General features: G+C 61.4%; 23 protein-coding genes. 15 read left to right on the top strand and 8 right to left on the bottom strand.

Annotated elements, in window-relative coordinates:
• Positions 1-3: 3 nt before the first annotated feature.
• Positions 4-3051 (top strand): efflux RND transporter permease subunit, encoded by a 3048-nt coding sequence (locus tag ACR0MM_RS08925; protein ID WP_480695682.1) that lies wholly within the window; start codon positions 4-6, stop codon positions 3049-3051.
• Positions 3052-3107: 56 nt separating this feature from the next.
• On the opposite strand, the gene carB is transcribed toward ACR0MM_RS08925, so the two are convergent.
• Positions 3108-6461 carry a carbamoyl-phosphate synthase large subunit gene (carB, locus tag ACR0MM_RS08930; protein ID WP_480695684.1) on the bottom strand — a complete coding sequence of 1118 codons (3354 nt, stop codon included), beginning with the start codon at positions 6459-6461 and terminating at the stop codon, positions 3108-3110.
• A 172-nt stretch (positions 6462-6633) separates the two neighbouring features.
• On the opposite strand from carB, the gene ACR0MM_RS08935 reads away from it, so the two are divergent.
• The 3 genes from ACR0MM_RS08935 to ACR0MM_RS08945 are packed head-to-tail and all read left to right on the top strand — an operon-like array spanning position 6634 to position 9037.
• Entirely contained in the window at positions 6634-7767 is a 1134-nt protein-coding gene (locus tag ACR0MM_RS08935) for an aminodeoxychorismate synthase component I (protein ID WP_480695687.1), read from the top strand.
• Positions 7722-8369: an aminotransferase class IV family protein gene (locus ACR0MM_RS08940; protein ID WP_480695689.1), complete on the top strand. Its 648-nt coding sequence runs from the start codon at positions 7722-7724 to the stop codon at positions 8367-8369. The genes ACR0MM_RS08935 and ACR0MM_RS08940 overlap by 46 nt, the downstream gene beginning before the upstream one ends.
• Complete coding sequence (locus ACR0MM_RS08945; RefSeq protein ID WP_480695691.1) at positions 8366-9037, top strand: CPBP family intramembrane glutamic endopeptidase; 672 nt, start codon at positions 8366-8368, stop codon at positions 9035-9037. Before ACR0MM_RS08940 ends, ACR0MM_RS08945 begins: the two co-directional genes overlap by 4 nt.
• A gap of 5 nt (positions 9038-9042) precedes the next feature.
• Here ACR0MM_RS08945 and ACR0MM_RS08950 read toward each other — a convergent pair whose 3' ends face one another.
• Positions 9043-10269: a class I SAM-dependent methyltransferase gene (locus tag ACR0MM_RS08950; RefSeq protein ID WP_480695693.1), complete on the bottom strand. Its 1227-nt coding sequence runs from the start codon at positions 10267-10269 to the stop codon at positions 9043-9045.
• 205 nt (positions 10270-10474) lie between these two features.
• Between ACR0MM_RS08950 and aspS the strand changes: the two genes are divergently transcribed.
• The gene (gene aspS, locus ACR0MM_RS08955) at positions 10475-12250 is read left to right on the top strand and encodes an aspartate--tRNA ligase (RefSeq protein WP_170441700.1); all 1776 of its coding nucleotides are present in this window, start codon (positions 10475-10477) and stop codon (positions 12248-12250) included.
• A gap of 263 nt (positions 12251-12513) precedes the next feature.
• Here aspS and ACR0MM_RS08960 read toward each other — a convergent pair whose 3' ends face one another.
• The gene (locus ACR0MM_RS08960) at positions 12514-13233 is read right to left on the bottom strand and encodes a response regulator (RefSeq protein WP_480695695.1); all 720 of its coding nucleotides are present in this window, start codon (positions 13231-13233) and stop codon (positions 12514-12516) included.
• A gap of 134 nt (positions 13234-13367) precedes the next feature.
• Here ACR0MM_RS08960 and mce point away from each other — a divergent pair, with 134 nt between their 5' ends.
• Complete coding sequence (gene mce / locus ACR0MM_RS08965; protein WP_093964690.1) at positions 13368-13772, top strand: methylmalonyl-CoA epimerase; 405 nt, start codon at positions 13368-13370, stop codon at positions 13770-13772.
• Between the two features lie 22 nt (positions 13773-13794).
• Entirely contained in the window at positions 13795-14070 is a 276-nt protein-coding gene (locus tag ACR0MM_RS08970; protein WP_093964691.1) for a DUF1467 family protein, read from the top strand.
• On the opposite strand, the gene ACR0MM_RS08975 is transcribed toward ACR0MM_RS08970, so the two are convergent.
• Together ACR0MM_RS08975 and ACR0MM_RS08980 are read right to left on the bottom strand one after the other, a co-directional pair.
• Positions 14071-14772: an EI24 domain-containing protein gene (locus tag ACR0MM_RS08975; RefSeq protein WP_170364771.1), complete on the bottom strand. Its 702-nt coding sequence runs from the start codon at positions 14770-14772 to the stop codon at positions 14071-14073.
• Positions 14769-15347 carry a nitroreductase family protein gene (locus ACR0MM_RS08980; protein WP_480695698.1) on the bottom strand — a complete coding sequence of 193 codons (579 nt, stop codon included), beginning with the start codon at positions 15345-15347 and terminating at the stop codon, positions 14769-14771. The genes ACR0MM_RS08975 and ACR0MM_RS08980 overlap by 4 nt, the downstream gene beginning before the upstream one ends.
• Positions 15348-15470: 123 nt before the next feature.
• Between ACR0MM_RS08980 and ACR0MM_RS08985 the strand changes: the two genes are divergently transcribed.
• The gene (locus ACR0MM_RS08985) at positions 15471-15746 is read left to right on the top strand and encodes a DUF167 domain-containing protein (protein WP_480695700.1); all 276 of its coding nucleotides are present in this window, start codon (positions 15471-15473) and stop codon (positions 15744-15746) included.
• On the opposite strand, the gene ACR0MM_RS08990 is transcribed toward ACR0MM_RS08985, so the two are convergent.
• Positions 15743-15982: a hypothetical protein gene (locus tag ACR0MM_RS08990; protein WP_093964694.1), complete on the bottom strand. Its 240-nt coding sequence runs from the start codon at positions 15980-15982 to the stop codon at positions 15743-15745. The genes ACR0MM_RS08985 and ACR0MM_RS08990 overlap by 4 nt on opposite strands.
• A 118-nt stretch (positions 15983-16100) precedes the next feature.
• On the opposite strand from ACR0MM_RS08990, the gene ACR0MM_RS08995 reads away from it, so the two are divergent.
• From ACR0MM_RS08995 to ACR0MM_RS09015, 5 genes are all read left to right on the top strand, one after another.
• Positions 16101-16799, top strand: a complete 699-nt coding sequence (locus ACR0MM_RS08995) for a M48 family metalloprotease (RefSeq protein WP_170340641.1) — start codon at positions 16101-16103, stop codon at positions 16797-16799.
• Positions 16796-17164: a YigZ family protein gene (locus ACR0MM_RS09000; protein WP_170357167.1), complete on the top strand. Its 369-nt coding sequence runs from the start codon at positions 16796-16798 to the stop codon at positions 17162-17164. The genes ACR0MM_RS08995 and ACR0MM_RS09000 overlap by 4 nt, the downstream gene beginning before the upstream one ends.
• Positions 17165-17233: 69 nt before the next feature.
• Complete coding sequence (locus ACR0MM_RS09005; RefSeq protein ID WP_480695702.1) at positions 17234-17485, top strand: DUF6455 family protein; 252 nt, start codon at positions 17234-17236, stop codon at positions 17483-17485.
• 17 nt (positions 17486-17502) lie between these two features.
• Positions 17503-17775, top strand: coding sequence for a DUF6455 family protein (locus ACR0MM_RS09010; protein ID WP_280525634.1), 273 nt, complete (start codon positions 17503-17505; stop codon positions 17773-17775).
• Complete coding sequence (locus ACR0MM_RS09015; RefSeq protein ID WP_170357169.1) at positions 17772-18029, top strand: DUF6455 family protein; 258 nt, start codon at positions 17772-17774, stop codon at positions 18027-18029. The genes ACR0MM_RS09010 and ACR0MM_RS09015 overlap by 4 nt, the downstream gene beginning before the upstream one ends.
• A 5-nt stretch (positions 18030-18034) precedes the next feature.
• On the opposite strand, the gene ACR0MM_RS09020 is transcribed toward ACR0MM_RS09015, so the two are convergent.
• On the bottom strand, positions 18035-18277 hold the full coding sequence (locus tag ACR0MM_RS09020; RefSeq protein ID WP_170340652.1) for a CDGSH iron-sulfur domain-containing protein: 243 nt from the start codon (positions 18275-18277) through the stop codon (positions 18035-18037).
• A 229-nt stretch (positions 18278-18506) separates the two neighbouring features.
• Between ACR0MM_RS09020 and ACR0MM_RS09025 the strand changes: the two genes are divergently transcribed.
• Positions 18507-18695: a hypothetical protein gene (locus ACR0MM_RS09025; RefSeq protein WP_480695704.1), complete on the top strand. Its 189-nt coding sequence runs from the start codon at positions 18507-18509 to the stop codon at positions 18693-18695.
• 58 nt (positions 18696-18753) lie between these two features.
• Here the strand turns inward: ACR0MM_RS09025 and rimO are convergent, their stop codons facing one another.
• Positions 18754-20145: a 30S ribosomal protein S12 methylthiotransferase RimO gene (gene rimO / locus ACR0MM_RS09030; protein ID WP_480695706.1), complete on the bottom strand. Its 1392-nt coding sequence runs from the start codon at positions 20143-20145 to the stop codon at positions 18754-18756.
• Between the two features lie 98 nt (positions 20146-20243).
• Between rimO and ACR0MM_RS09035 the strand changes: the two genes are divergently transcribed.
• Positions 20244-22223 (top strand): AsmA family protein, encoded by a 1980-nt coding sequence (locus ACR0MM_RS09035; RefSeq protein ID WP_480695708.1) that lies wholly within the window; start codon positions 20244-20246, stop codon positions 22221-22223.
• Positions 22224-22229 lie beyond the last annotated feature (6 nt).

The following is a 22229-nucleotide window of genomic DNA, read 5'->3' on the forward strand; positions in this document are numbered from 1 at the left end:
AGGATGAATATCGCACGCGCCTCGATCGACAGGCCGATCTATACGTGGCTGGTGATCCTGATCGCCTTGCTGGGTGGGATCTGGGGATTTTCGTCGCTCGGGCGGCTCGAAGATCCGGCCTTTACCATCAAGAATGCCGTAGTGTTGACCACGTACCCCGGTGCGACGGCTGAACAGGTGGCCGAGGAGGTCTCGGAGCCTTTGGAATCTGCCATCCAGCAGATGGGCGAGGTCGATGTCATCACCTCGGTAAACCGTCCCGGTCAATCGCTGATCGAAGTCGAGATCAAGTCCACCTACGATGGCAGCGAATTGCCGGATATCTGGACCCGACTCCGCGCCAAGGTCCGGGATGCGGCCCGTGGATTGCCGTCCGGTGTCAGCCAGCCCTATGTGAATGACGGGTTCGGTGACGTGTTCGGTCTTTTCTATGCGGTCACCGCGGAAGGGTTCAGCGACGCCGAAAATCACGAATTGTCGACCTTCTTGCGGCGCGAGTTGCTGACCGTTGAGGGCGTTGCGGACGTTGAAGTGCAGGGCTTGCCGGACGAAGCCATTTTCATCGAGCCGGACCTGGCCATTTCGGTCAACCAGAATGTGCCGTTGCAGTCGATCAACGAAGCAATCGCGAACGCCAATTCGGTCCAGTCGTCAGGGACGCTTCGGTCAGACGACGATCGCACCACGATCCTGACGGCGGACGGATCGGACAGCGTGTCCGAGATCGCAGGGCTGTCGGTTGGCTCTCAGGGGCAAGTGATCAACCTCTTTGACATGGCCGATGTCTACCGGGCCCGCCAGACCGATCCTGACATCATGATCCGGTTCAACGGCGTCGAAGCTTTCACCCTGGGTATTGCCGGCCTGTGGACGGAAAACATCGTGGAGGTCGGAAAGCGCGTCGACGCCAAGCTGGCCGAGCTGGATGTGGAAATTCCCGCAGGCGTCGATGTATTGCCGATCTACCAGCAGCACGTTGTGGTCGAGCAGGCTTCGAACGATTTTCTTGTGAACCTGGCCATGTCAGTTGCCATCGTGGTGGCGGTGCTTGGAATATTCATGGGTTGGCGCGCGGCAGTCGTTGTGGGCTCGACCCTTTTGTTGACCGTTGTCGGGACCCTGCTGTTCATGGCGCTGTTTTCCATCGAGATGGAGCGCATTTCGCTGGGCGCTCTGATCATTGCGATGGGGATGCTGGTCGATAATGCCATCGTGGTGGCCGAGGGGATGCAGATCTCCATGCTCAAGGGAAAAAGCTCGCGCGATGCTGCCGACGAGGCCGCGTCCAAGACCCAGATCCCCCTTCTGGGGGCCACGGTCATCGGGATCATGGCCTTTGCCGGGATTGGGCTCAGCCCGGATGCGACGGGCGAATTCCTGTTCTCGTTATTTGCGGTGATCGCGATCTCTTTGCTGCTGAGCTGGGTGCTGGCCATCACGGCAACACCGTTGTTGGGGCATTATTTCTTCAAACAGGGCAAGGACGCGGATGTCGACGCCTATAGCGGCATCCTGTTCCGAACCTACGGGGCGATCCTGCGCTGGGCATTGCGGTTCCGTTGGCTGGTGGTGGCCGGTTTGGTCGGGGTCACCGTGGTCTGCTATGCCGGCTTCGCGATGGTGAAACAGCAGTTTTTCCCGGACTCCAACACGCCGCTGTTCTTCGTCCATTACAAGCTGCCGCAGGGGACACCGATCGCGCGGACGAGTGCCGATATGCAAGTCTTTGAAGACTGGCTGGCCCAGCGGGATGATGTCGTCTCGGTCACCACCTTCGTGGGGCAGGGCGCGACGCGGTTCATGTTGACCTATTCGGCCGAGAAGCCCAACCCAAGCTACGGGCACATGATCATCCGGACGGAAACACTCGAGGACATTCCCGTCCTGCGTGCTGATCTGGAGGCCTTTGGTGAAACCCAATTCCCCGAAGGCGAATTCCGGACCAAGCGTCTGGTCTTCGGCCCCGGCGGCGGTACCCCGATCGAGGCGCGGTTCTCGGGCAGCGATCCGGTCGTCCTGCGGCAACTGGCCGACGAGGCGGTGCGGCGCATGTCGGCGGCCTCGCCCAACGCGCTGGACGTGCATCACGACTGGCGTGAAATGGAATTGGCGGTCCAGCCGATCTATGCCACCGAGCGTGCGCAGACGGCCGGTGTCACCCGCGAAGACATCGCCGCCACCCTGCAGTTTTCGACCGACGGCATCATCGGCGGCGTGTTCCGCGAGAGGGACCGCCTGATCCCGATCATCCTGCGTCGCCCGGCGGATGGAGAATACTCGATCGTGGATCAAGTGGTGTATTCGGACCAGTCACAGAAATTCGTGCCGATCGAGCAGATGGTGGACGGGTTCCAGTACAAAGCGCTCAATACACTGGTGCATCGGCGCGATCGCGTTCTGACCGTCACGGTGGGCGCAGACATCCCGGCCGGCCTGACCGCTGCACAGGTTCATTCCGAGGTTCGCGATGCGATCGAGGACATGGAGCTTCCGCTGGGCTACAAGCTGGAATGGGGCGGCGAGTTCGAGGATTCCGGCAAAGCGCAAGCCAGCCTTGGCAAGCAGTTGCCGCTGAGCCTTTTGATCATGGTTCTGATCTCGGTGCTGCTGTTCAACGCGATCCGGCAACCGGTCATCATCTGGCTGCTGGTGCCGATGTCGGTGAACGGCGTGGTGATCGGGCTGCTGGGCACGGGCCTGCCATTTACCTTCACCGCGCTTCTCGGGCTTCTCAGCCTGTCGGGGATGCTGATCAAGAACGGTATTGTTCTGGTCGAAGAGATCGACCTTGTCCGCGCCACGGGCAAGCCTCTGCGCGAAGCGATCATCGAAGCCTCGGTCTCGCGTCTGCGCCCGGTCATGCTGGCAGCGATCACCACGATCCTGGGGATGGCGCCGCTGCTGACCGACGCGTTCTTCGTGTCGATGGCAGTGACGATCATGGGGGGGCTGGCCTTCGCGACGATCCTGACCATGGTTGCTGCGCCGGTGTTCTACATGCTGTTCTTCTCTCGGGAAGAACAGCGCAGGCTGGCGGCGCAGACTGCATAATCCCACAAAAAAGCCCCGGCGAACGGCCGGGGCTTTTTGCTTGTACGCTGCGGGCGTCAACCCTGTAGCGATTTGACCTCCACATCCCCTTCAGCCTGCGCCTTGATGGCCAGCGCGGCGGCATGGCTAGCCGCGGCCGTGGTGTAGTAGGGGATCTTGTCATAGAGCGCGATCGAGCGGATGGCCTTGCTGTCCTCAACTGCCTGCGCGCCTTCGGTGGTGTTCATGACCAACTGGACCTGACCGTCCTTCAGCATGTCCACCACATCGGGGCGGCCCTCGTACACCTTGTTGACCACGTCACAGGGCACGCCCTTGGTCTCCAGCCATGTCTGTGTTCCGCGGGTGGCCACCAGCGAGAATCCCTGCTCGACCAGAACCTGCGCAGCCTCGATCATCGCCGGACCCTTGTCGGCATCCTTGATCGAGATGAAAGCCCGTCCCTTGGACGGCAGCACCATGCCCGCGCCCATCTGCGCCTTGAGGAAGGCCCGCGGGAAATCGCGGTCCCAGCCCATGACCTCACCGGTCGAGCGCATCTCGGGACCCAAGATGGTATCGACACCGGGGAAGCGGGCAAAGGGCAGCACCGCCTCTTTCACCGAGAACCAGGGCATGTCCGGGTCGGCCAGGGTCATCTGGTCGGCGATCTTGGTGTCCTGGCCTTCCTTGTAGGGTGGGCGTTGCGGGAAGTTCGACAGCGGCTCGCCCGCCATCACCCGCGCGGCGATCGAGGCAATGGCGCTGTCGGTCGCCTTGGCCACGAAGGGCACGGTGCGGCTGGCGCGCGGGTTGACCTCGATCAGGTAGATCTCGTCATCCTTGATCGCGAACTGCACGTTCATCAGGCCCACGACGTTCAGCGCCTTGGCCAGCTTGTAGGTCTGGTTCTTGATCTCGGCGATGATCTCTTTCGACAGCGAATAGGGCGGCAGCGAACAGGCCGAGTCGCCCGAGTGCACGCCGGCCTCTTCGATATGCTGCATGATGCCGGCCACATGGACATCCTTGCCGTCGCAAAGCGCGTCCACGTCCAGTTCGACCGCGCCGGCCAGATAGCTGTCCAGCAGCACGGGGCTGTCGCCCGAGACCACCACGGCCTCGTTGATGTAGCGTTTCAGCTGATCCATGTCGCGCACGATCTCCATCGCGCGGCCGCCCAGCACGTAGGACGGGCGGATCACCAGCGGGAAGCCGATTTCCTCGGCGATTTCCAACGCTTGCGCGTCGGTCGAAGCGATGCCGTTCTTGGGTTGTTTCAGGCCCAGATCGTTGACCAGTGCCTGGAACCGTTCGCGGTCTTCGGCCAGGTCGATCGCGTCGGGCGTGGTGCCCAGGATCGGAATACCTTCGGCCTCGAGCGCATTGGCCAGCTTCAGCGGGGTCTGACCACCGAACTGAACGATCACGCCGTGCAGTGTGCCGTTCTGCTGCTCGGTCCGCAGGATCTCCATCACATGCTCGAAGGTCAGCGGCTCGAAATACAGCCGGTCCGAGGTGTCGTAGTCGGTCGACACCGTCTCGGGGTTGCAGTTGATCATGATGGTTTCATAGCCCGCGTCGGTCAGCGCGAAACAGGCGTGACAGCAGCAATAGTCGAACTCGATCCCCTGGCCGATCCGGTTCGGGCCGCCGCCCAGGATGACCACCTTCTTGCGGTCGCTGGGGCGGGCCTCGCATTCGACCTCGCCCATCGTGGGGGCCTCGTAGGTCGAATACATGTAGGGCGTCTGCGCCTCGAACTCGGCGGCGCATGTGTCGATCCGCTTGAACACGGCGGTGACGCCCAGATTGTGGCGGGCGCGGCGCACGTTGGCCTCGTCGCGGCCGGCCAGATTGCCCAGACGCGCGTCGGTAAAGCCCAGCATCTTGAGCCGGCGCAGGCCGTCCTCGGTCATCGGCAGGCCGTCCTTGCGAACGGTGCGTTCCGCGTCGATGATCTCGCGGATACGGGCTAGGAACCACGGGTCGAACTTGGTGACGGCAAAGATTTCGTCGTCGGTCAGACCGTGGCGCATCGCCTGCGCGATGGTGCGCAAACGGTCGGGTGTCTGCTGGCTGATGGCCTTGATGACATGTGCCTTGTCGTCGCTGCTTTCGACCGCATCCCATGGGCCGATGCTCAGGCCCGGTATTTCAACTTCGTCAAACCCTGTCAGACCCGACTCCATCGAAGCCAGCGCCTTTTGCATCGATTCGTGGATCGTGCGACCGATCGACATCGCCTCGCCCACCGATTTCATCGCAGTGGTCAGGTAGGGCTCGGATCCGGGGAATTTCTCGAAGGCGAATTTCGGGATTTTGGTGACGACATAGTCGATGGTCGGCTCGAAGCTGGCAGGCGTGACCTTGGTGATGTCATTGTCCAGCTCGTCCAGCGTGTAGCCCACCGCCAGCTTGGCGGCGATCTTGGCGATCGGGAAGCCTGTCGCCTTGGACGCCAGCGCCGACGAGCGCGACACGCGCGGGTTCATCTCGATCACGACCATACGGCCGTCAGCCGGGTTGATCGCCCATTGCACGTTCGATCCGCCTGTTTCGACGCCGATCTCACGCAGAACGGCGATCGAGCCGTTGCGCATGATCTGGTATTCCTTGTCGGTCAGGGTCAGCGCCGGGGCCACGGTGATCGAGTCACCGGTATGCACGCCCATCGGATCGACGTTCTCGATCGAGCAGACGATGATCGCGTTGTCGGCGGTGTCGCGCACCACCTCCATTTCATATTCTTTCCAGCCCAGAAGGCTTTCGTCGACGAGGATCTGGTTCACCGGCGAGGCATCCATGCCCGAGCGGCAAAAGTGGATGTAATCCTCACGGTTGTAGGCCACCCCACCGCCGGTGCCGCCCAAGGTGAAGGCGGGGCGGATGATCGCGGGCAAGCCGATGTTTTCCAGCTCGTCCAGGGCCATTTGCACGCCGGCATCCAGGTCGGCAGAACCGTCGGCTTTTTTGGGGGCGGTGACGATGGTGGCCTTGGGGTTTTCAAGCCCCAGGCGGTCCATCGCTTCGCGGAACAGCTTACGGTCCTCGGCCATCTCGATGGCCTCGCGCTTGGCCCCGATCATCTCGACGCCGAATTTTTCCAGCACGCCCATCTCCTCAAGCGCCAAGGAGGTGTTCAGGCCGGTCTGACCTCCCATCGTAGGCAGCAGGGCGTCAGGGCGTTCCTTTTCGATGATCTTGGCGACGACCTCGGGCGTGATCGGCTCGATATAGGTGGCGTCGGCCAGTTCGGGGTCGGTCATGATCGTGGCGGGGTTCGAGTTCACCAGGATGACCCGATACCCTTCCTCGCGCAGGGCCTTGCAGGCCTGGGCGCCGGAATAGTCGAATTCGCAAGCTTGCCCAATGACAATGGGCCCCGCCCCGATGATCATGATCGACTGGATGTCGGTTCTCTTCGGCATGGCCTGGCCCCTTCGATTTTGCACGAGTCGCGGGCGCCGCCCATGCGCCCAAATTGTCGTGCGTTATAGGGACCCGGGCAAAAGGTGCAAGGGGGATCGGAAACGGAAGCGAAATTGCCGCTTTCCCCCCTTTCCCCTGGCACCGTATTCTCTATATGCCGCTGCACGACAGATGAGGAAGCAATTGCGCATTCGTTTCGATCATGGACCCGCCGGTCCGGGCATCGGTTTCGACCGGCCTGCCCAGGTGATCCGCGCCGACCGGGCGGAGCAGGTGCCCCAGGCATTGGCGGCGCTGGATGACGCGCGCGCGCAGGGCGGCTGGCTGGCCGGATATGCCAGCTACGAGCTTGGCTATGCGCTTGAGCCCAAGCTGGCCGCAAGGCTGCCCGCGACCCGTCGATTGCCGCTATTGTGCTTTGGGGTGTTCGACGGCCCGAGCGTGCAGGACCTGCCGTTCGGTGCGGCCGGGCTGACTGCGTTCCAGCCGCGTTGGAGCGAGGCGCGCTATGCCGAAGCCTTCCGCGCCGTGCATGATGCGATCGGGGCCGGCGACATCTATCAGGCCAACCTGACCTTTCCCATCGACCTGGAAACCGAGGGCGACAGTGCCGCGCTCTATGCCGCGCTGACCGCCGGACAGCCGGTCGGCCATGGCGCATTGGTCCAGCAGGACGGGCTGCCCGATCTGCTCAGCCGCTCGCCCGAGCTGTTCTTCCGCACCGATGCCGCCGGGATGATCGAGACCCGGCCGATGAAGGGCACTCAGCCGCGCAGCGCCGATCTGGCCGAGGACGCCTGGCGGCGCGATTTCCTGTCCTCGGACGAAAAGAACCGGGCCGAGAACCTGATGATCGTGGACCTTCTGCGCAATGACATCAGCCGTGTGGCGCTGCCGGGAACCGTTCAGGTGCCCGAGCTGTTCAAGGTCGAGACCTACGCCACCGTGCACCAGATGGTGTCGCTGGTGCAGGCGCGGCTGCAGGTGGGGGCCGGGCTGTCCGACATCCTGTCGGCGCTGTTTCCCTGTGGATCGATTACTGGGGCGCCCAAGATCCGTGCGATGGAGATTCTGTCGGATCTGGAGCCTTGGCCGCGCGACATCTACTGCGGCACCATCGGCTGGGCCGCCCCGGACGGGCGGTCGGAATTCAACGTCGCGATCCGGACCTTGATGGTCGAGGGCAATCGGGCCACTTTGAATGTCGGCGGAGGCGTCGTCTGGGACAGCACCGCCGCTTCGGAATACGAGGAAGCGCTATGGAAAGCCCGGTTCGCGCGCCAACTGAGCCTGATTTCCGCCTGATCGAAACCTTTGCGTTTCGGCCTGGGCAGGGCTTTGTACGTGTGACCCGTCACCTGCGGCGTATGGCGCGGACTGCGGACTGGCTGGGTGTTCGGTTCGACGTACGGCGCGTCGGCGACGTGGTGGGCGGTGTGTCCGGCGCTGACCCGCTGCGGTGTCGGCTAACGCTGGACTTGACCGGTGCACCCAAGTTCTCCACGGGGCCTTTGGCAGACAACCCGCCGGGCTGGACTGTGGGTCTGGCGACAACAAGGCTGACGTCCTCGGACACCTGGCTGCGCCACAAGACCACCCGCCGCGCGATCTATGATCAAGCGCGGGCGGAATTACCCGACGGCGTGGACGAGCTGTTGTTCCTGAACGAACGGGATGAACTGTGCGAGGGCACCATCACTAACTTGTTCGTCGAAAATGAAGACGGGCGCCTGCTGACACCGCCGGTTACGGCGGGCCTGCTGCCGGGCATCCTGCGTGAGGAGTTGCTCGAAACCGGACGTGCGGCCGAGGCAGTCTTGACCCTGCATGACCTGGCAGCCGCGCACCGGGTCTGGATGGGCAATTCCTTGCGCGGTTTGATCCCGGCCGAGGTGAGGCTGCCATGAGCGACCACAGCTCTGCGCGTGGATTGCAGGTATCGAACCTGCGCCTGAAGGCTGAATTCGTGGCGTTCTATGTCGCGGTCCCCTTGCTGATCGCGGTTCTGTTTCCACCCGACTGGATGTTTCCGGCTCTGTTCTTCTTCACCGCTGTCGGGATCGCCCTGCTGCACCGCACCCCAGGTTTTTCGTGGGCCGAGCTGCGCTATGGCTGGCGCAACTGGCGCTGGGCCGAGGTGATCGGGTTTTCATTGGCAATGGCGGCGATCTGTTCGGCCCTGGTGATGGCCACGCGCCCCGATGCGGCCTTTTATCTGCTGCTGAACCGGCCCGAATTTCTGGCCGTGATCTGGCTGGGCTACCCGTTGCTGTCGGCGCTGCCGCAAGAGCTGCTGTTCCGCACGCTGTTCTATCGCCGCTATCACGCGATCCTGCCTAACGGCGCGGCCTTGCCGTTGCTGAACTCCGGGCTGTTCGCCTTTGCCCACCTGATGTACTGGAGCTGGATCGTCACCGTGATGACATTCGCGGGCGGGCTGCTGTTTTCATGGGCCTACCGCAAGCGCGGGTCGTTCTTCTATGCGGTGCTGCTGCACGCGATCGCGGGCAACATCATCTTTGCCGCCGGGCTGGGCGTGTTCTTCTATTCCGGAAACGTGCAGCGCCCGTTCTAGGTGCTTTACTCCGCGGCATCGCGCATGTCCTGATCGGGCTGATACAGATAGTCCCGCGTCAACGGCGCCGCGTCGCGGCGATGGCCCAGCTGCAGTTGGAACACGGTCTGGTCGCGCTCTTCGAACACCAGGATGCAGGCGGTCAGATAGAACCGCCACATGCGGATGAACCGGTCATCATACATCGCGCGCACCTGATCCAGATTGCTCTCGAACCGGTCGCGCCAGGCGCGCAGCGTCAGGGCATAATGCAGCCGCAGGCTTTCGACATCCAGAAACCACAAGCCGGTGCGCGCCACGGGCTTGACGATTTCTTCGAGCGACGGGACATAGCCGCCTGGGAAGATGTATTTGTTCAGCCAGGGCGACTGGCCGGTGGGCGGCCCGTTGCGGCCGATGGAATGGATCAACGCCACGCCGTCGGGCTTCAACAGGGCTGCGACCCGGTCGAAATAGGTGCGCAGCTGTGGCGCGCCCACATGCTCCAGCATCCCGACCGAGACGATCCGGTCGAACTGATCCTGCATCTGCCGGTAGTCCATCAGCCGAATGTCGATGAGGTCGGCCAGCCCGGCCTGCTGCACCCGCGCGGTCGCGGTGCGGTGCTGGTTCTGCGACAGGGTCAGCCCGGTCACCTGCACGCCGTGGTCACGCGCCAGCGTCAGGGCCAGACCGCCCCAGCCGCAGCCGATGTCCAGCACCCGCATGCCGGGCTCGAGGCACAGCTTGCGCGCAATATGCGCCTTTTTGGCGGTTTGCGCCTGTTCCAAAGTCATCCAGGGCTGCTGGAAATAGGCGCAGCTGTACTGCATGTCAGGGTCCAGCATCAGCCGGTAGAAGTCGTCGGACAGGTCATAGTGATGCGCAACATTGCGCCGCGCCGAGCGGACAGAGTTGCGCTGCAGGATCGGCCGCAGAAGATACCCGGCCCAGTCCTGGATCTGCTGCAGCAGGGGCAATGAACCGCTGGCCGCGCATCGAATCGCGATCCGCATGCCACTTTCCAGGCCGCCTTCGTCGACGGTCAGGGTGCCGTTCATGTAGCCCTCGCCAAAAGCCATCTCGGGATTGCGCACCAAGCGCGCCATCAAAGCGGGGTCATGCAGGGTGATATGCGCCTCGGGCTGCGTGGCGTCGCCATAGGTGCGCGCCGTCCCGTCAGGATAGGTGATCCGCAGAGTTCCGCGGGTGATGAAACCCCGCAATACGCGATCCAAAACAGTTTGCCACATCGGCCGAACACCTCCTTGCTCAAGGGGCCTGGCTCCCGCGTGCCGGGAAAACTATTCGAGTTCACATGTCCAAAAGATAGCGATTTTTTCGAATTTGTCTGCATTCCGGGCTCCGATGGAGGCGCATCGTGCTCCAACCCTTGACTTCCCGACGTGATCGCGGTGTATCGGCGCGACGAATTCAGCGCCCGAAGGGATACCATCCATGCACGCCTATCGCAGCCATACCTGCGCCGATCTGACCGCCGCCAATGTCGGTGAAACCGTCCGCCTGTCGGGTTGGGTTCATCGGGTGCGAGATCACGGCGGCGTGCTGTTCATCGACCTGCGCGACCACTATGGCGTGACCCAGGTTCTGTGCGACGGCGACAGTGCTGCGTTCAGCGCGTTGGAGAAAGTGCGCTCGGAATGGTGCATCCGCATCGACGGCACGGTCAAGGCGCGCGATGCCGAGTTGGTGAACCCCAAGCTGCCCACCGGCGAGATCGAGGTCTATGTCCGCGAACTGGAAGTGCTGGGCGCGGCCGAGGAGCTGCCGCTGATGGTGTTCGGCGATCAGGAATACCCCGAGGAAACCCGCCTGCGCTATCGCTACCTGGACCTGCGTCGCGAGGCGATGCAGCGCAATATGGCGCTGCGCTCGGACGTGGTGGCCAGCATGCGCCGCCGCATGTGGGATCAGGGCTTCCGCGAATATCAGACGCCGATCATCACCGCGTCCAGCCCCGAGGGCGCACGCGACTTCCTGGTGCCCTCGCGCCTGCATCCGGGCAAGTTCTATGCGTTGCCGCAGGCGCCGCAGCAGTTCAAGCAGCTGATCATGGTGTCGGGCTTCGACAAGTATTTCCAGATCGCGCCGTGCTTCCGTGACGAGGACCCGCGCGCCGACCGCTCGCCCACCGATTTCTACCAGCTCGACCTCGAGATGTCCTTCGTCACCCAGCAGGACGTGTTCGATACCATCCAGCCAGTTCTGACGGGGATCTTTGAGGAATTTGGTGGTGGCCGGAAGGTTGATCAGGAATGGCCGCAGATTTCCTACAAAGACGCGGCGCTGTGGTATGGCACCGACAAGCCCGATCTGCGCAACCCGATCAAGATGCAGGTGGTGTCGGAACACTTCCGCGGGTCCGGTTTCGCGATTTTCGCCAAGCTGCTGGAACAGGAAGGCACCGAGATCCGCGCGATCCCGGCGCCGGGTGGCGGCAGCCGCAAGTTCTGCGACCGCATGAACGCCTTTGCACAGAAAGAAGGTCTGCCCGGCATGGGCTATATCTTCTGGCGTGATCAGGGTGAGGGGATGGAAGCGGCCGGCCCGTTGGCCAAGAACATCGGCCCCGAACGCACCGAGGCAATTCGCCAGCAGCTGGGCCTTGGGGTCGGTGACGCGGCGTTCTTCCTGGGTGGTAAGCCCAAAGCCTTTGAAAAAGTCGCCGGCAAGGCGCGCGATGTTATCGGCGAGGAGCTGGGCCTGACCGACAAGGACCGGTTCGCCTTTGCCTGGATCGTGGATTTCCCGATCTACGAGAAGGACGAGGAAACCGGCGAGATCGATTTCGAACACAACCCGTTCTCGATGCCGCAGGGTGGCATGGAGGCGCTGCAGGGCGACCCGCTTGAGGTCAAGGGCTATCAGTACGACCTGGCCTGCAACGGTTACGAGCTGGTGTCGGGTGCGATCCGGAACCACAAGCCCGAGATCATGCTCAAGGCCTTCGAACTGGCCGGCTATGGCGAGGACGAGGTCAAAAGCCGCTTTGGAGCGCTGTTCAACGCGTTCCACTATGGCGCTCCGCCGCACGGGGGCTGCGCCGCCGGCATCGACCGGATCGTCATGCTGCTTGCGGACGAGGCCAACATCCGCGAGGTCATGATGTTCCCGATGAACCAGCGTGCCGAAGATCTGATGATGCAGGCGCCGTCGGACCCGACCTCGGATCAGCTGATGGAGCTGGGTCTGCGGGTCATCCCTCAGGAATGAGCCAAGGACCGTACACAGAGTGTGAAAAACCTTTGGGTGCGGTCAAAACTACTGCGGTGGCGCGAAGCGAACTTTCCGCCAAGTACTTCAGTGCGTATCGGTGCCCGCGTTTTCCAACTGGCTAAAATCCCTTGAACTTGAAATCAGTCCAGCCAGTTCGGCTGTTTTTCGCGGTTGGCGCGAATGGTCCGCGCGGATCTGCGGGTGTGCCAATACCACCAAGCGCAGAGCATGGCTGTTGTCGCGAAGTAGGCCAAGGTCATTCAGATCGCCTTTCGTCTTTCAAGACGGCTTTGGACAAGACCGGCAACGCGCGCAGCCAAAGCTGTTACCGGAGCGCCCTTGGCGCGCGAGGATGCGAGGTCATGGGCTGCTTGTTCCAGAACCGTATCCTCGGCATCCCGGGCAACACCGCGCAGGAATTGAGCGGCATAGTCCAGAGTGCGCGAATCCGCCGGCCCGGTCAGAACATCTGCGATATGCGCCATGTCATCCTGATAAGCCAGCGGATCGGGGCAGATCTGTTCGTCTTTGACGGATTGGAGTGTACCCGGGCGGCGGTCTTCGGGGAGGTTTTCCAGGATAGCCCTTTGGAAGCTGATCAGCGAATTCAACGGTTTCGCCAGAAAGCCATCGGCTCCGGCTTGCAACGCAAGCGTTTCGGCGCAGTCGTCGCCGGACATACCAAGGATGACGCTGATACGTGGGGAAACCGCGTTCAGTTCCGCGATCAGGTCTGCGCCAGAGCCGTCCGGCAGGCCCATGTCAACCACGATCACCGACGGGCGATAGATCTGAAGGTGCCTGCGCGCCGACCTCAGGCAATCGGCCCTGCGAATGCGGGCGCCACTGTGCAGGCACATCAGTCGCATCGCATCACAGGCATAGCGACTGTCCTCGACAACCAGAATGGTTTGACCCAGCAAAAGCCGGGTGGCGCTGGGGGCGACGGCGGATGGGGCGAACGGCACCGAATCGTCCATGGCAGAACTCCTTTCAGCAGATGCCCCACGCTAGGAACTCCTGGCTAACACAGGGTTAACGCGCGTTTTGGCGCACTTGCCCTTTGACAGGGCAGCCCCCATAAACGCTGCAACGCAGAACAGAGGAGACTGCCATGATTGGCCGCCTGAACCATGTCGCCATCGCCGTGCCCGACCTCGAGGCCGCATCCGCCCAATACCGCAACGCGCTGGGCGCCAAGGTTGGTGAACCTCAGGATGAACCGGATCATGGCGTTACGGTTGTCTTCATCGAACTGCCCAATACCAAGATCGAGCTGCTGTACCCGCTGGGCGACGACAGCCCGATCAACGGCTTCCTGGAAAAGAACCCGGCGGGTGGCATCCACCATGTCTGTTATGAGGTCGAGGACATCATCGCCGCACGGGATCACCTGAAGGCGACCGGTGCCCGCGTTCTGGGAACCGGAGAACCCAAAATCGGCGCGCACGGCAAGCCCGTGCTGTTTTTGCACCCCAAGGACTTCAACGGGTGCCTTGTGGAGCTGGAGCAAGTCTGAGCCGGGCTGAGGAGGCGCCGAAATGACAATCACTGCTGCGCTGGTATTGTTCGCCGTGATCTGGTTCATGACCTTGTTGGTCGTGCTGCCGGTCCGCATCAAGACGCAAGGCGATCTGGGCGACATCGTGCCGGGGACCCATGCGGGCGCTCCGGAAGTTCACCACATGAAAAAAAAGATATGGATCACCACCGGTATTTCTATCGTGTTGTGGGCGGTGATCGCAGGGATCATTGTTTCTGGCGTAATCTCAGTTCGTGATTTCGACTGGTTGAACCAGATGGAACCGCGCGAGTAATCAGCGCTCGGCCTGTCGCGACAGCCCATGAAAGATATGCGTGAACGTTGCGGCTCCGATGATCGGAATGAAAAGGTTCACCAGCGGGACCGACAGGGGGATGGCCATCAAGGTTCCGGCGACCCAGATCGTCCCGGCATGGCGTGCCCGCAACGCCCGCGCACCGTCGCGCCCGATCCGGCGCATGGCCGCCAGCGTGAAATACTCCCGACCCAGCAAAAACCCGTTCATCCCCCAAAAGATGAACGGAGCGAGGGGTGTGAACAGCGCGTAAAGGGCCAACGCCAATACGTTGGCAACAATCAACACACCCAAGAATCCCAGCGAGTCCAGCACCGCGTCCCAGATCGGGACGGACGGGACGGGGGGTAGGTTCGGGTAATGCCGGTCTTCAACGGCCTGTGCGACCTCATCCAGAAACATCGATGTGATGGCTGAGGCCACCGGCACCATCAGAAAGACCGGCAGGATCAGAACCAGAAAGATCCCTGAATAGTTCAGAACGTCGTTCAACCACGGGACGTCGCCGACAAATGGCAGCGAGATCTCCTGACCAGCAAGGGCGTTGATGCCCCAAATCGCAACCGCACAGGCAACAACAAGCAGCAGGATCGTCAGGCCGACACCGCGCAGTAGCACCGATCGGAATCGAGCATCGCCGAGCTGTCCCAAGGCCGCGAAGAACGCGTTGAGGATAATCATTCCGTCACCCACTCGGTGACTGCGGCCACGTCCGGGCGGGGCCTTTCGGGCGGCGTGGCCCCTTCGGTTGCGATGTGAATCAGTCCGGCAATGCGTTCATTGTCGGCCAGGCCCAAACCGCGTTCGCAGAATTCGCGGTCGTGCGACTGCCAACCTGAAAGCCAGTTGGCACCCCAACCCGCAGCAAGGGCTGCGTTGAGCAGTGCAAGGCAGACCGCCCCGGCCGAGTAGGTTTGTTCGATTTCCGGGATTTTCGGCGATGGTTTTTGCACTTCGATGACGGCAACAGCGAGATGCCCCATATCGAACTGACTACGGGCCTTGGCAATGTCTTCGGGGCCTTTCCCCAGCGCAACGCCTCGTTCCTCGGTCAGATCGGCCAATCGCGGCATTGCGCCTTTTTCTATGACGACGAACCGCCAAGGTTCCAACTTGCCATGATCGGGGCTGCGAGCGGCTGCGGTCAGCAACGGGATCAATTCGTCGCGGGTCGGCGCCGGGGCCATCAACGTCTTGGCGGGCCGCGACCTGCGCGACTGCAGGAACTCGAACGCAGCCGGGTTTTTCAGCGTCATATGTTAAATTCCTTTACATGGTTCTGTCGTATCTCGGGCAGACACGCGTCGGTTTCAAGGGCAAGATGCAAAACTGTTGGATATTGTGCCACCCGGCACCGTCCAAATGCGGAAGCGAATGTGATGGCAAAACCGAAACTGCGAAACCTGCCGGACCTTGGGCATCTGGCGCGACCCGGGCAATCGATTCCCGTGCGGGTGACTCCCAAAGCTGCGCAGGACCGGATTTCTTTCGATGGGGCGACAGTGCACATCGCTGTCACCGCCGTGCCCGAGGATGGAAAGGCGAACCAGGCCGTGGTCAAGCTGTTGGCCCGGGCCATGGGTGCTTCACCGTCAGCTTTGACGCTGAAAAAAGGCCATACAGGGCGCGACAAGGTCTTTGTCTACGATCCCTAGGCTGGTGTCTCCCTGATTTGATACACCCCTTCGGGCAGATCCAGAGCGGCGGCAAGATCGCGCACCTGTTCGGGCGAAAGGGTGATTTTCTGCATCTGGTCCGTTCGGGGGTCCAACTGCTCGATCGTGACGCACTCGGCGAAACTGTTGATCACCACGTCTTCTTGCAAAGGCTCCGGGCCTTCGTCCACCAAGGTAATGACTGTCGAGTCGAATTCATGCTCAATCGAAAACATGTTCCCAGACTGCCCAGCCTGCGATCGCAATGCAACCCGCTGATTGGGTTTCGGGCTGTGGTCAGGGGGGCCACATCGCGCTAAGCTTTCCTGCCGGCACGAACAGAAAGGATCCGGAATGCACCGCCTCAGGTTTTTGCTGGTCTTGGTTGTGTCCGCGTGCACTGCGGGCGGGTTCATTGCTGTTGATGATTGGTCACCATCCTCGCCCGAACTGCGCGACTCGGCACTGACGTTTCAGCAGGTCAGCAGGTCGGTCGGGGCAGCCGCGCAAAAAGTCTGTCAGCGCGAGACACGGGGGCAAAACTGCGATTTCGGGATTCTGATCGACACGGATCCGTTTGCCGAGCCAAATGCGTTCCAGACGTTGGACAAGGATGGGCGCCCGTTCATCATTTTCACGCAGGAAATGGTCAAGTCGACGCAGAACGCCGACGAGATGGCGTTCGTGATGGGACACGAGGCGGCGCATCACATCCTGGGCCACATCGCCCGGCAGGTAAAAAACGCCAAGGAAGGGGCCCGCATTTTCGGAGAACTGGCTGAGGCGCAAGGCGAGGACGCGGCAGGAATTGAACGTGCTCAGAAGCTGGGTGCTGAAGTCGGAGTTCAGAGCTACACGAAAGAATTCGAGCTGGAAGCGGACCGGATGGGAACTTTGATCACCTATTCGGCTGGGTACAATCCGCTGGTCGGCATGGCCTATTTCGGCCGGATTCCAGATCCGGGTGACCGCTTTCTGGCGTCTCATCCGCCCAATGCCAAGCGCATCGAAGTTGTTCTGGAAACAGCCGCCCAGCTCGGCCTGACCCAATGACCCAGATCCAGCGGATGGGGGTTGTTCTGACGGATCGAGGCTCGAAATACGCGGTGAGCGGTGCTCCCGTCAGGTCGCGGGATGAGGTCGATGCGGTATTGCGCGACCTTAAATCGGACAAGGCATATGCCAAGGCGACCCATAACACGTGGGCCGCGATTTTGCCGACCGGCGCTCTCAAGGCAGATGATGGCGAAACTGGTGCGGGGATGGTCATATTGCGCATGTTGGAACGCGCCGGTGTGCAGGATCACGTGGTCATTGTGACCCGATGGTATGGCGGCAAAAAGCTGGGCGGAGATCGTTTCAGGCGGGTCCAGGACGCCACACGGGCCTACCTGGACGACCTGGGGATCGTCTCTTGACCTGAATCAAGGGCGCCGTGGGGTTATGGCGCTAGGGTTCTTTTCAGCGAGACAGCGAAAGGAACTCGGATGTCCAGACGCGAAGAATTGCGCCGCCACGCCGCTTTGGTGGATCGAATGGCCCTGAAACTGGGCGTTGACCTGCAGGAGGCCGCAATCGGCGGTTCGGTTTCCATCGACGAAATCACTGACGCGGTGCTGCGCTGTACAGGCTGTACAAACCCCGATCACTGCGACCGCGCGTTGGCGCTTCAAAACAGCGACGGACGGCCACCGGAGTATTGCCGAAACCAGGATTTGCTGGCCAGGCTTGCACCCTAGCGCGGACGGGCAGAACCATGAACGTCCTTGGCCAGACCATGAAGCATGTACGCCTTGTTCTGCGGATGGGGCAGGCGACCGGCGTTGACCTTGTAGATGCCCATCTCACGGGTCGGCTCAGTCCCGACGAATGGGCGCGCATGGTGGGACGGTGCCGGGGCTGCGAGTGGGCTTGCGACTGTAGCGACTGGCAGACGCACCGAGGTGACAGGGTTGAGGCCCCGGAGACATGTCCGAACAGGAACCGATTCGCCAAACTTAAGACGCTGCAGAATCAGGAAAAACAATGAAACTTGTGCGACTCGGAGACATAGAAAAACACTTCTGGCTGACGCGGTCGGTTGCGCGCTGCATGGAAATCTCGCTGTCCGAAGCCATCGCCGAAGGGCGGCTGACCGCGCAGGGATACAGCGAAATGGTGACCCGATGCCGAGCCGCTGACTGCAGCGAAAGATGTGCCGTCTGGCTTGCGTGCCAACAAAGCCGGGCGACCGCCGCCCCGGAATTTTGCGCCAATGCCAAAGCTTTGAATGCGCTGACCTGATTGGCCTAAAGCTTGGAATGGCTTCCGTCGCACAGCGGCGGATTAGCGGTCTGCTTGCATCCGCAGAAGAAGACCTTCTTGCTTGATTCTGCTACATATTTTACCGGCTCAATCCCGGTTTCCTTGTGCGAACCGTCGCAGAATGGCTGACGTTTGGAGCGTCCGCAAGCGCACCAAAAGTAGCTTTTGCCTTCAGTCACCTCGATGGGGTAGGGCGATTTCTGGGCGATTTGAGATCCTTTTGGCATATTGGCGCTCCGGCTGTTGAAAGGGACATCCGAGAGCTTAGCCCAACGCAGAGAAATGTGTAGTTCGCGCGTCCCGGTCCGGCGGTGGCACGTCGCGGTGCAAGCGTGGATTCGCCTCTGATCACACGGATGTGACCGTATCTGTTGCCAGAAAGCCGAACTGCCCGTATCCTTAACCTGGCCCCGAAAAGTTGGGCAATATCAGAAAAGTATTAAAGGATTGATGGACATGAAACTGAAATTCGCTGCCGCCGGCGCCTTTGTTTTGTTCCTGACTGCTTGCTCGCAGCAGGAAGAGCCCACCCCGGTTTACGTTCAGCCAAGCTATGACAAATATGGCTCGCCCAGCTGTTCGGCAGGCTATGAACTGGCCACCACCGAGGCCGGCCAGACCGTGTGTAACCCGGTCACTCAATAAGCTTTTAGCAGACGGTCCCGATTTGGGGGCCGTCTGCCTTCTTCCGCCGGATGGCGGTTCAGCGCACCAGCTTCCCCCACAGATCGTATTCACCAGCCTCGTCGACCTGAACAAGGACGACGTCGCCGGGTTTCAGGTTTTCATGACCGTCGTCGATGAACAGGTTGCCATCGATCTCAGGCGCGTCTGACTTGGTGCGGCAGGTGGCGGCTTCGGCATCCACCTCATCCACGATCACTTGGATCCTCTGGCCCACTTTCGACGCCAGTTTCGCTTCGGAAATCGCCTGAGCCTTTTGCATGAAGCGCTCCCAGCGCTCTTGCTTGATCTCATCCGGGACGTGATCCGGCAAGTCGTTCGAGCGGGCCCCTTCAACGTTTTCGTATTGGAAGCACCCGACGCGATCCAACTGCGCCTCGTCCATCCAATCCAGCAGGGTCTGGAACTCGGCCTCGGTCTCGCCGGGGTAGCCGACAATGAAGGTCGATCGCAGCGTGATGTCGGGGCATATCGCGCGCCAGGCGGCGATCTCGTCCAGTGTCTTGGCGCCGGCAGCGGGGCGCGCCATTCGTTTCAGAACGTCCGGATGTGCGTGTTGGAACGGGATGTCCAGGTAGGGCAAAAGGTTGCTGCCTGCATCCGCCATCAGCGGGATCAACTCGCGCACATGTGGATAGGGGTAGACGTAGTGCAGTCGTATCCACGCATCCAGTTGGCCCAGTTCGCGGGCCAGATCGGTAATGTGGCTACGCACCTCCCGGTCTTTCCAGAGGTTTACGTCGTATTTGCGATCCAGACCAAAGGCCGAGGTGTCCTGGCTGATCACCAGCAATTCGCGCACACCGCTGTCGACCAGTTTTTCAGCCTCGCGCAGAACGGCGTGGGCCGGTCGGCTGGCCAGTTTTCCGCGCATATCCGGGATGATGCAGAATTTGCACTTGTGATTACAGCCCTCGGATATCTTGAGATAGCTGTAGTGGCGCGGGGTCAGCTTCACGCCCGAAGCCGGCAACAGATCCACATACGGATTGGGATCAGGCGGAACGGCGGCGTGAACGGCATCCAGCACCTGTTCATACTGGTGCGGGCCGGTCACGGCCAGGATACGGGGGTGATGTTCGCGGATGTAGTCCGGCTCGGCACCCAGGCACCCGGTCACGATGACCTTGCCATTTTCCACCAGAGCCTCGCCGATTGCTTCGAGGCTTTCGGCCTTGGCGCTGTCCAGAAACCCGCAGGTGTTCACGATCACGGCATCCGCACCTGAATAGTCGGGCGAGATCCCGTATCCTTCAGCGCGCAGGCGCGTCAGGATGCGCTCGCTGTCGACCAGTGCCTTGGGACACCCCAAGGACACCATTCCGATGGTGGGTTGGCCGCTGCGCGGTGCGTCGGTGATCCGGGCTGCGGGTGCCAGATCGGGGCGTAGGTTTGGCGGGTTGGTGCTCATTGCGCGGCATATAGTGGGGAAATCTTCCCCTTGCAAATCCTTCGGACGCGAGGAACATCGAAGCTGAGGCAAAAAGCCGGCAAGGCAGAGAGCAAAAAATGAAGTGGCTGATACGCATTCTATTCATTCTGGTTGCGGTCGCGGGGCTGGTGATCGGGGCGTTGCTTTTGATGCCCGGCGACAAGCTGGGCAAAATCCTCGCCGAACAGGTCAAGGCGCAGACCGGACGTGAGCTGACGTTGTCGGGTGATGTCCGCCTGTCCTTTTGGCCGGTTCTGGGAATGGAAACCGGGCCGGTTACGTTTGGGAACGCGCCCTGGGCCAACTCTGAACCGATGCTAAGCGCGCAAAGCCTGGCAGTTGGCGTGGATGCCTCAGCGCTGCTGGCGGGGGATGTGCGTATCCGGCGCGTCGTGGCCGAAGATCCGGTCTTGCGGCTGGAACTGTCACAAGGTCGAGGCAATTGGGAAATGTCGGCGCCGCAATCCGGGGCGTCAAACACGGGCTCTGGCAATTCAGATGCACCCGCACCCAACTCTGCGGCACCGGCCGAGACAGGAACCGTGACCCTGGACCGATTGGAGCTCAGCAACGCGCGTCTGGTTTATGTGGAAAACGGTGTCCCTCAGATGGATTTTTCCGGGGTCGATCTGAAGGCCAGTTGGCCCGATGTCACTGCGCCGATGAAGATGAGTGCATCAATGCCGGTGCCCGGTGGCGCGGTTGAGGTTGATCTGGAAATTCCTGATTTACCTGCCTTCTCCAGTGGCGCGGTGACGACATTGGTTCTTGGCCTGACAGCGCCGGGCGGAGAGATCAGCTTTGACGGACGCGTCAACCTGGCCGGTGAAATGGACGGCAAAACTCATATCCGGACCACAAACACCGACGCGATGCTAGCCGCTTTTGGTCAGGGTGGGGTGTCAGTCCCAATGGGACTTGGACGGGTCGCGGATGTGTCTGGCCAGATGACCTACACCAAGGATGGGCGCATTTCCTTGCGGGATATGCGGGCAGTTCTGGATCAGAACAGTTTTGATGGTGCCGCCGATATCGTTATCGCAAGCCCACCGAAGATTACTGCGCGGCTGAGTACTGGTGACCTTGACCTGACGCAGGCAACGGCCGGGAGCGCACCCAACAGCGGCGGCACGGGCGGAGGAGGCAAACAGGCGCCCGAAGGCTGGTCCCAGGCGCCGATCGACGCGTCACCCCTTTCGTTGGCAAATGGAACGATCCGGTTGAAAGCCAATTCGATCGCTATTCCGGATATGACCTTTGGCCCCAGCGATCTAAGCCTCAGCCTGGATCGGTCGCGCGCGGTTCTGAAAATGGAACCGGCCACGCTGTTTTCCGGAAAGCTGACCGGAGAAGTCGTTGCCAACAACAGAAACGGACTGTCGGTCGGGGGCAACCTGACCGCCACCGGTATCGACCTCAAGCAGGCTTTGACCACATTGGGCGATGTCGAACGTCTGTCCGGTACAGCGTCCGGAACACTGCAATTCCTGGGGGTGGGGCAAACCGAAGCGCAGATCATGCGCTCGCTCAGCGGCAAGGGCAGCCTGGACGTCGGCAAGGGGGTGATCTCCGGGTTTGATCTGGATCGTTTGATGGGGCGCGGCGAAGGCAGTGGAGGAACCACCGTCTTCAACAGCCTGACTGCCACCTACACGATTCAGGACGGCAACCTGACGAACAACGATCTTCTGATGCAGCTTGACAATTTCCGTGCCGACGGCGCGGGCCGCGTCGGGCTGGGCGCGCGCGATATCGACTATGTGTTCACGCCGGTTGCGCTGCGGGCGAACGGGGGCAATGGCATTGCCGTGCCCGTGCGGATCAAGGGGCCGTGGAGCGATCCGTCGATCAAGCCTGACCTGAGCAAGGTGATCGAAGCTGCGACGGAAGAGAAGCTCAAGGAACTGGAGCAGGACGCGAAGGACAAGGCGCTGAAGAAGGTGGGAGAGGAGTTGAATACAACCATTTCCGACAGCGAACAGGTCGAAGACGCGCTGAAGCAAAAGCTTGAGGACGAGGCCAAAAAGGGCTTGCTGAAACTGCTCGGACGGGATTGAGAAAGG

Source organism: Ruegeria sp. BC6, from assembly GCF_056539185.1.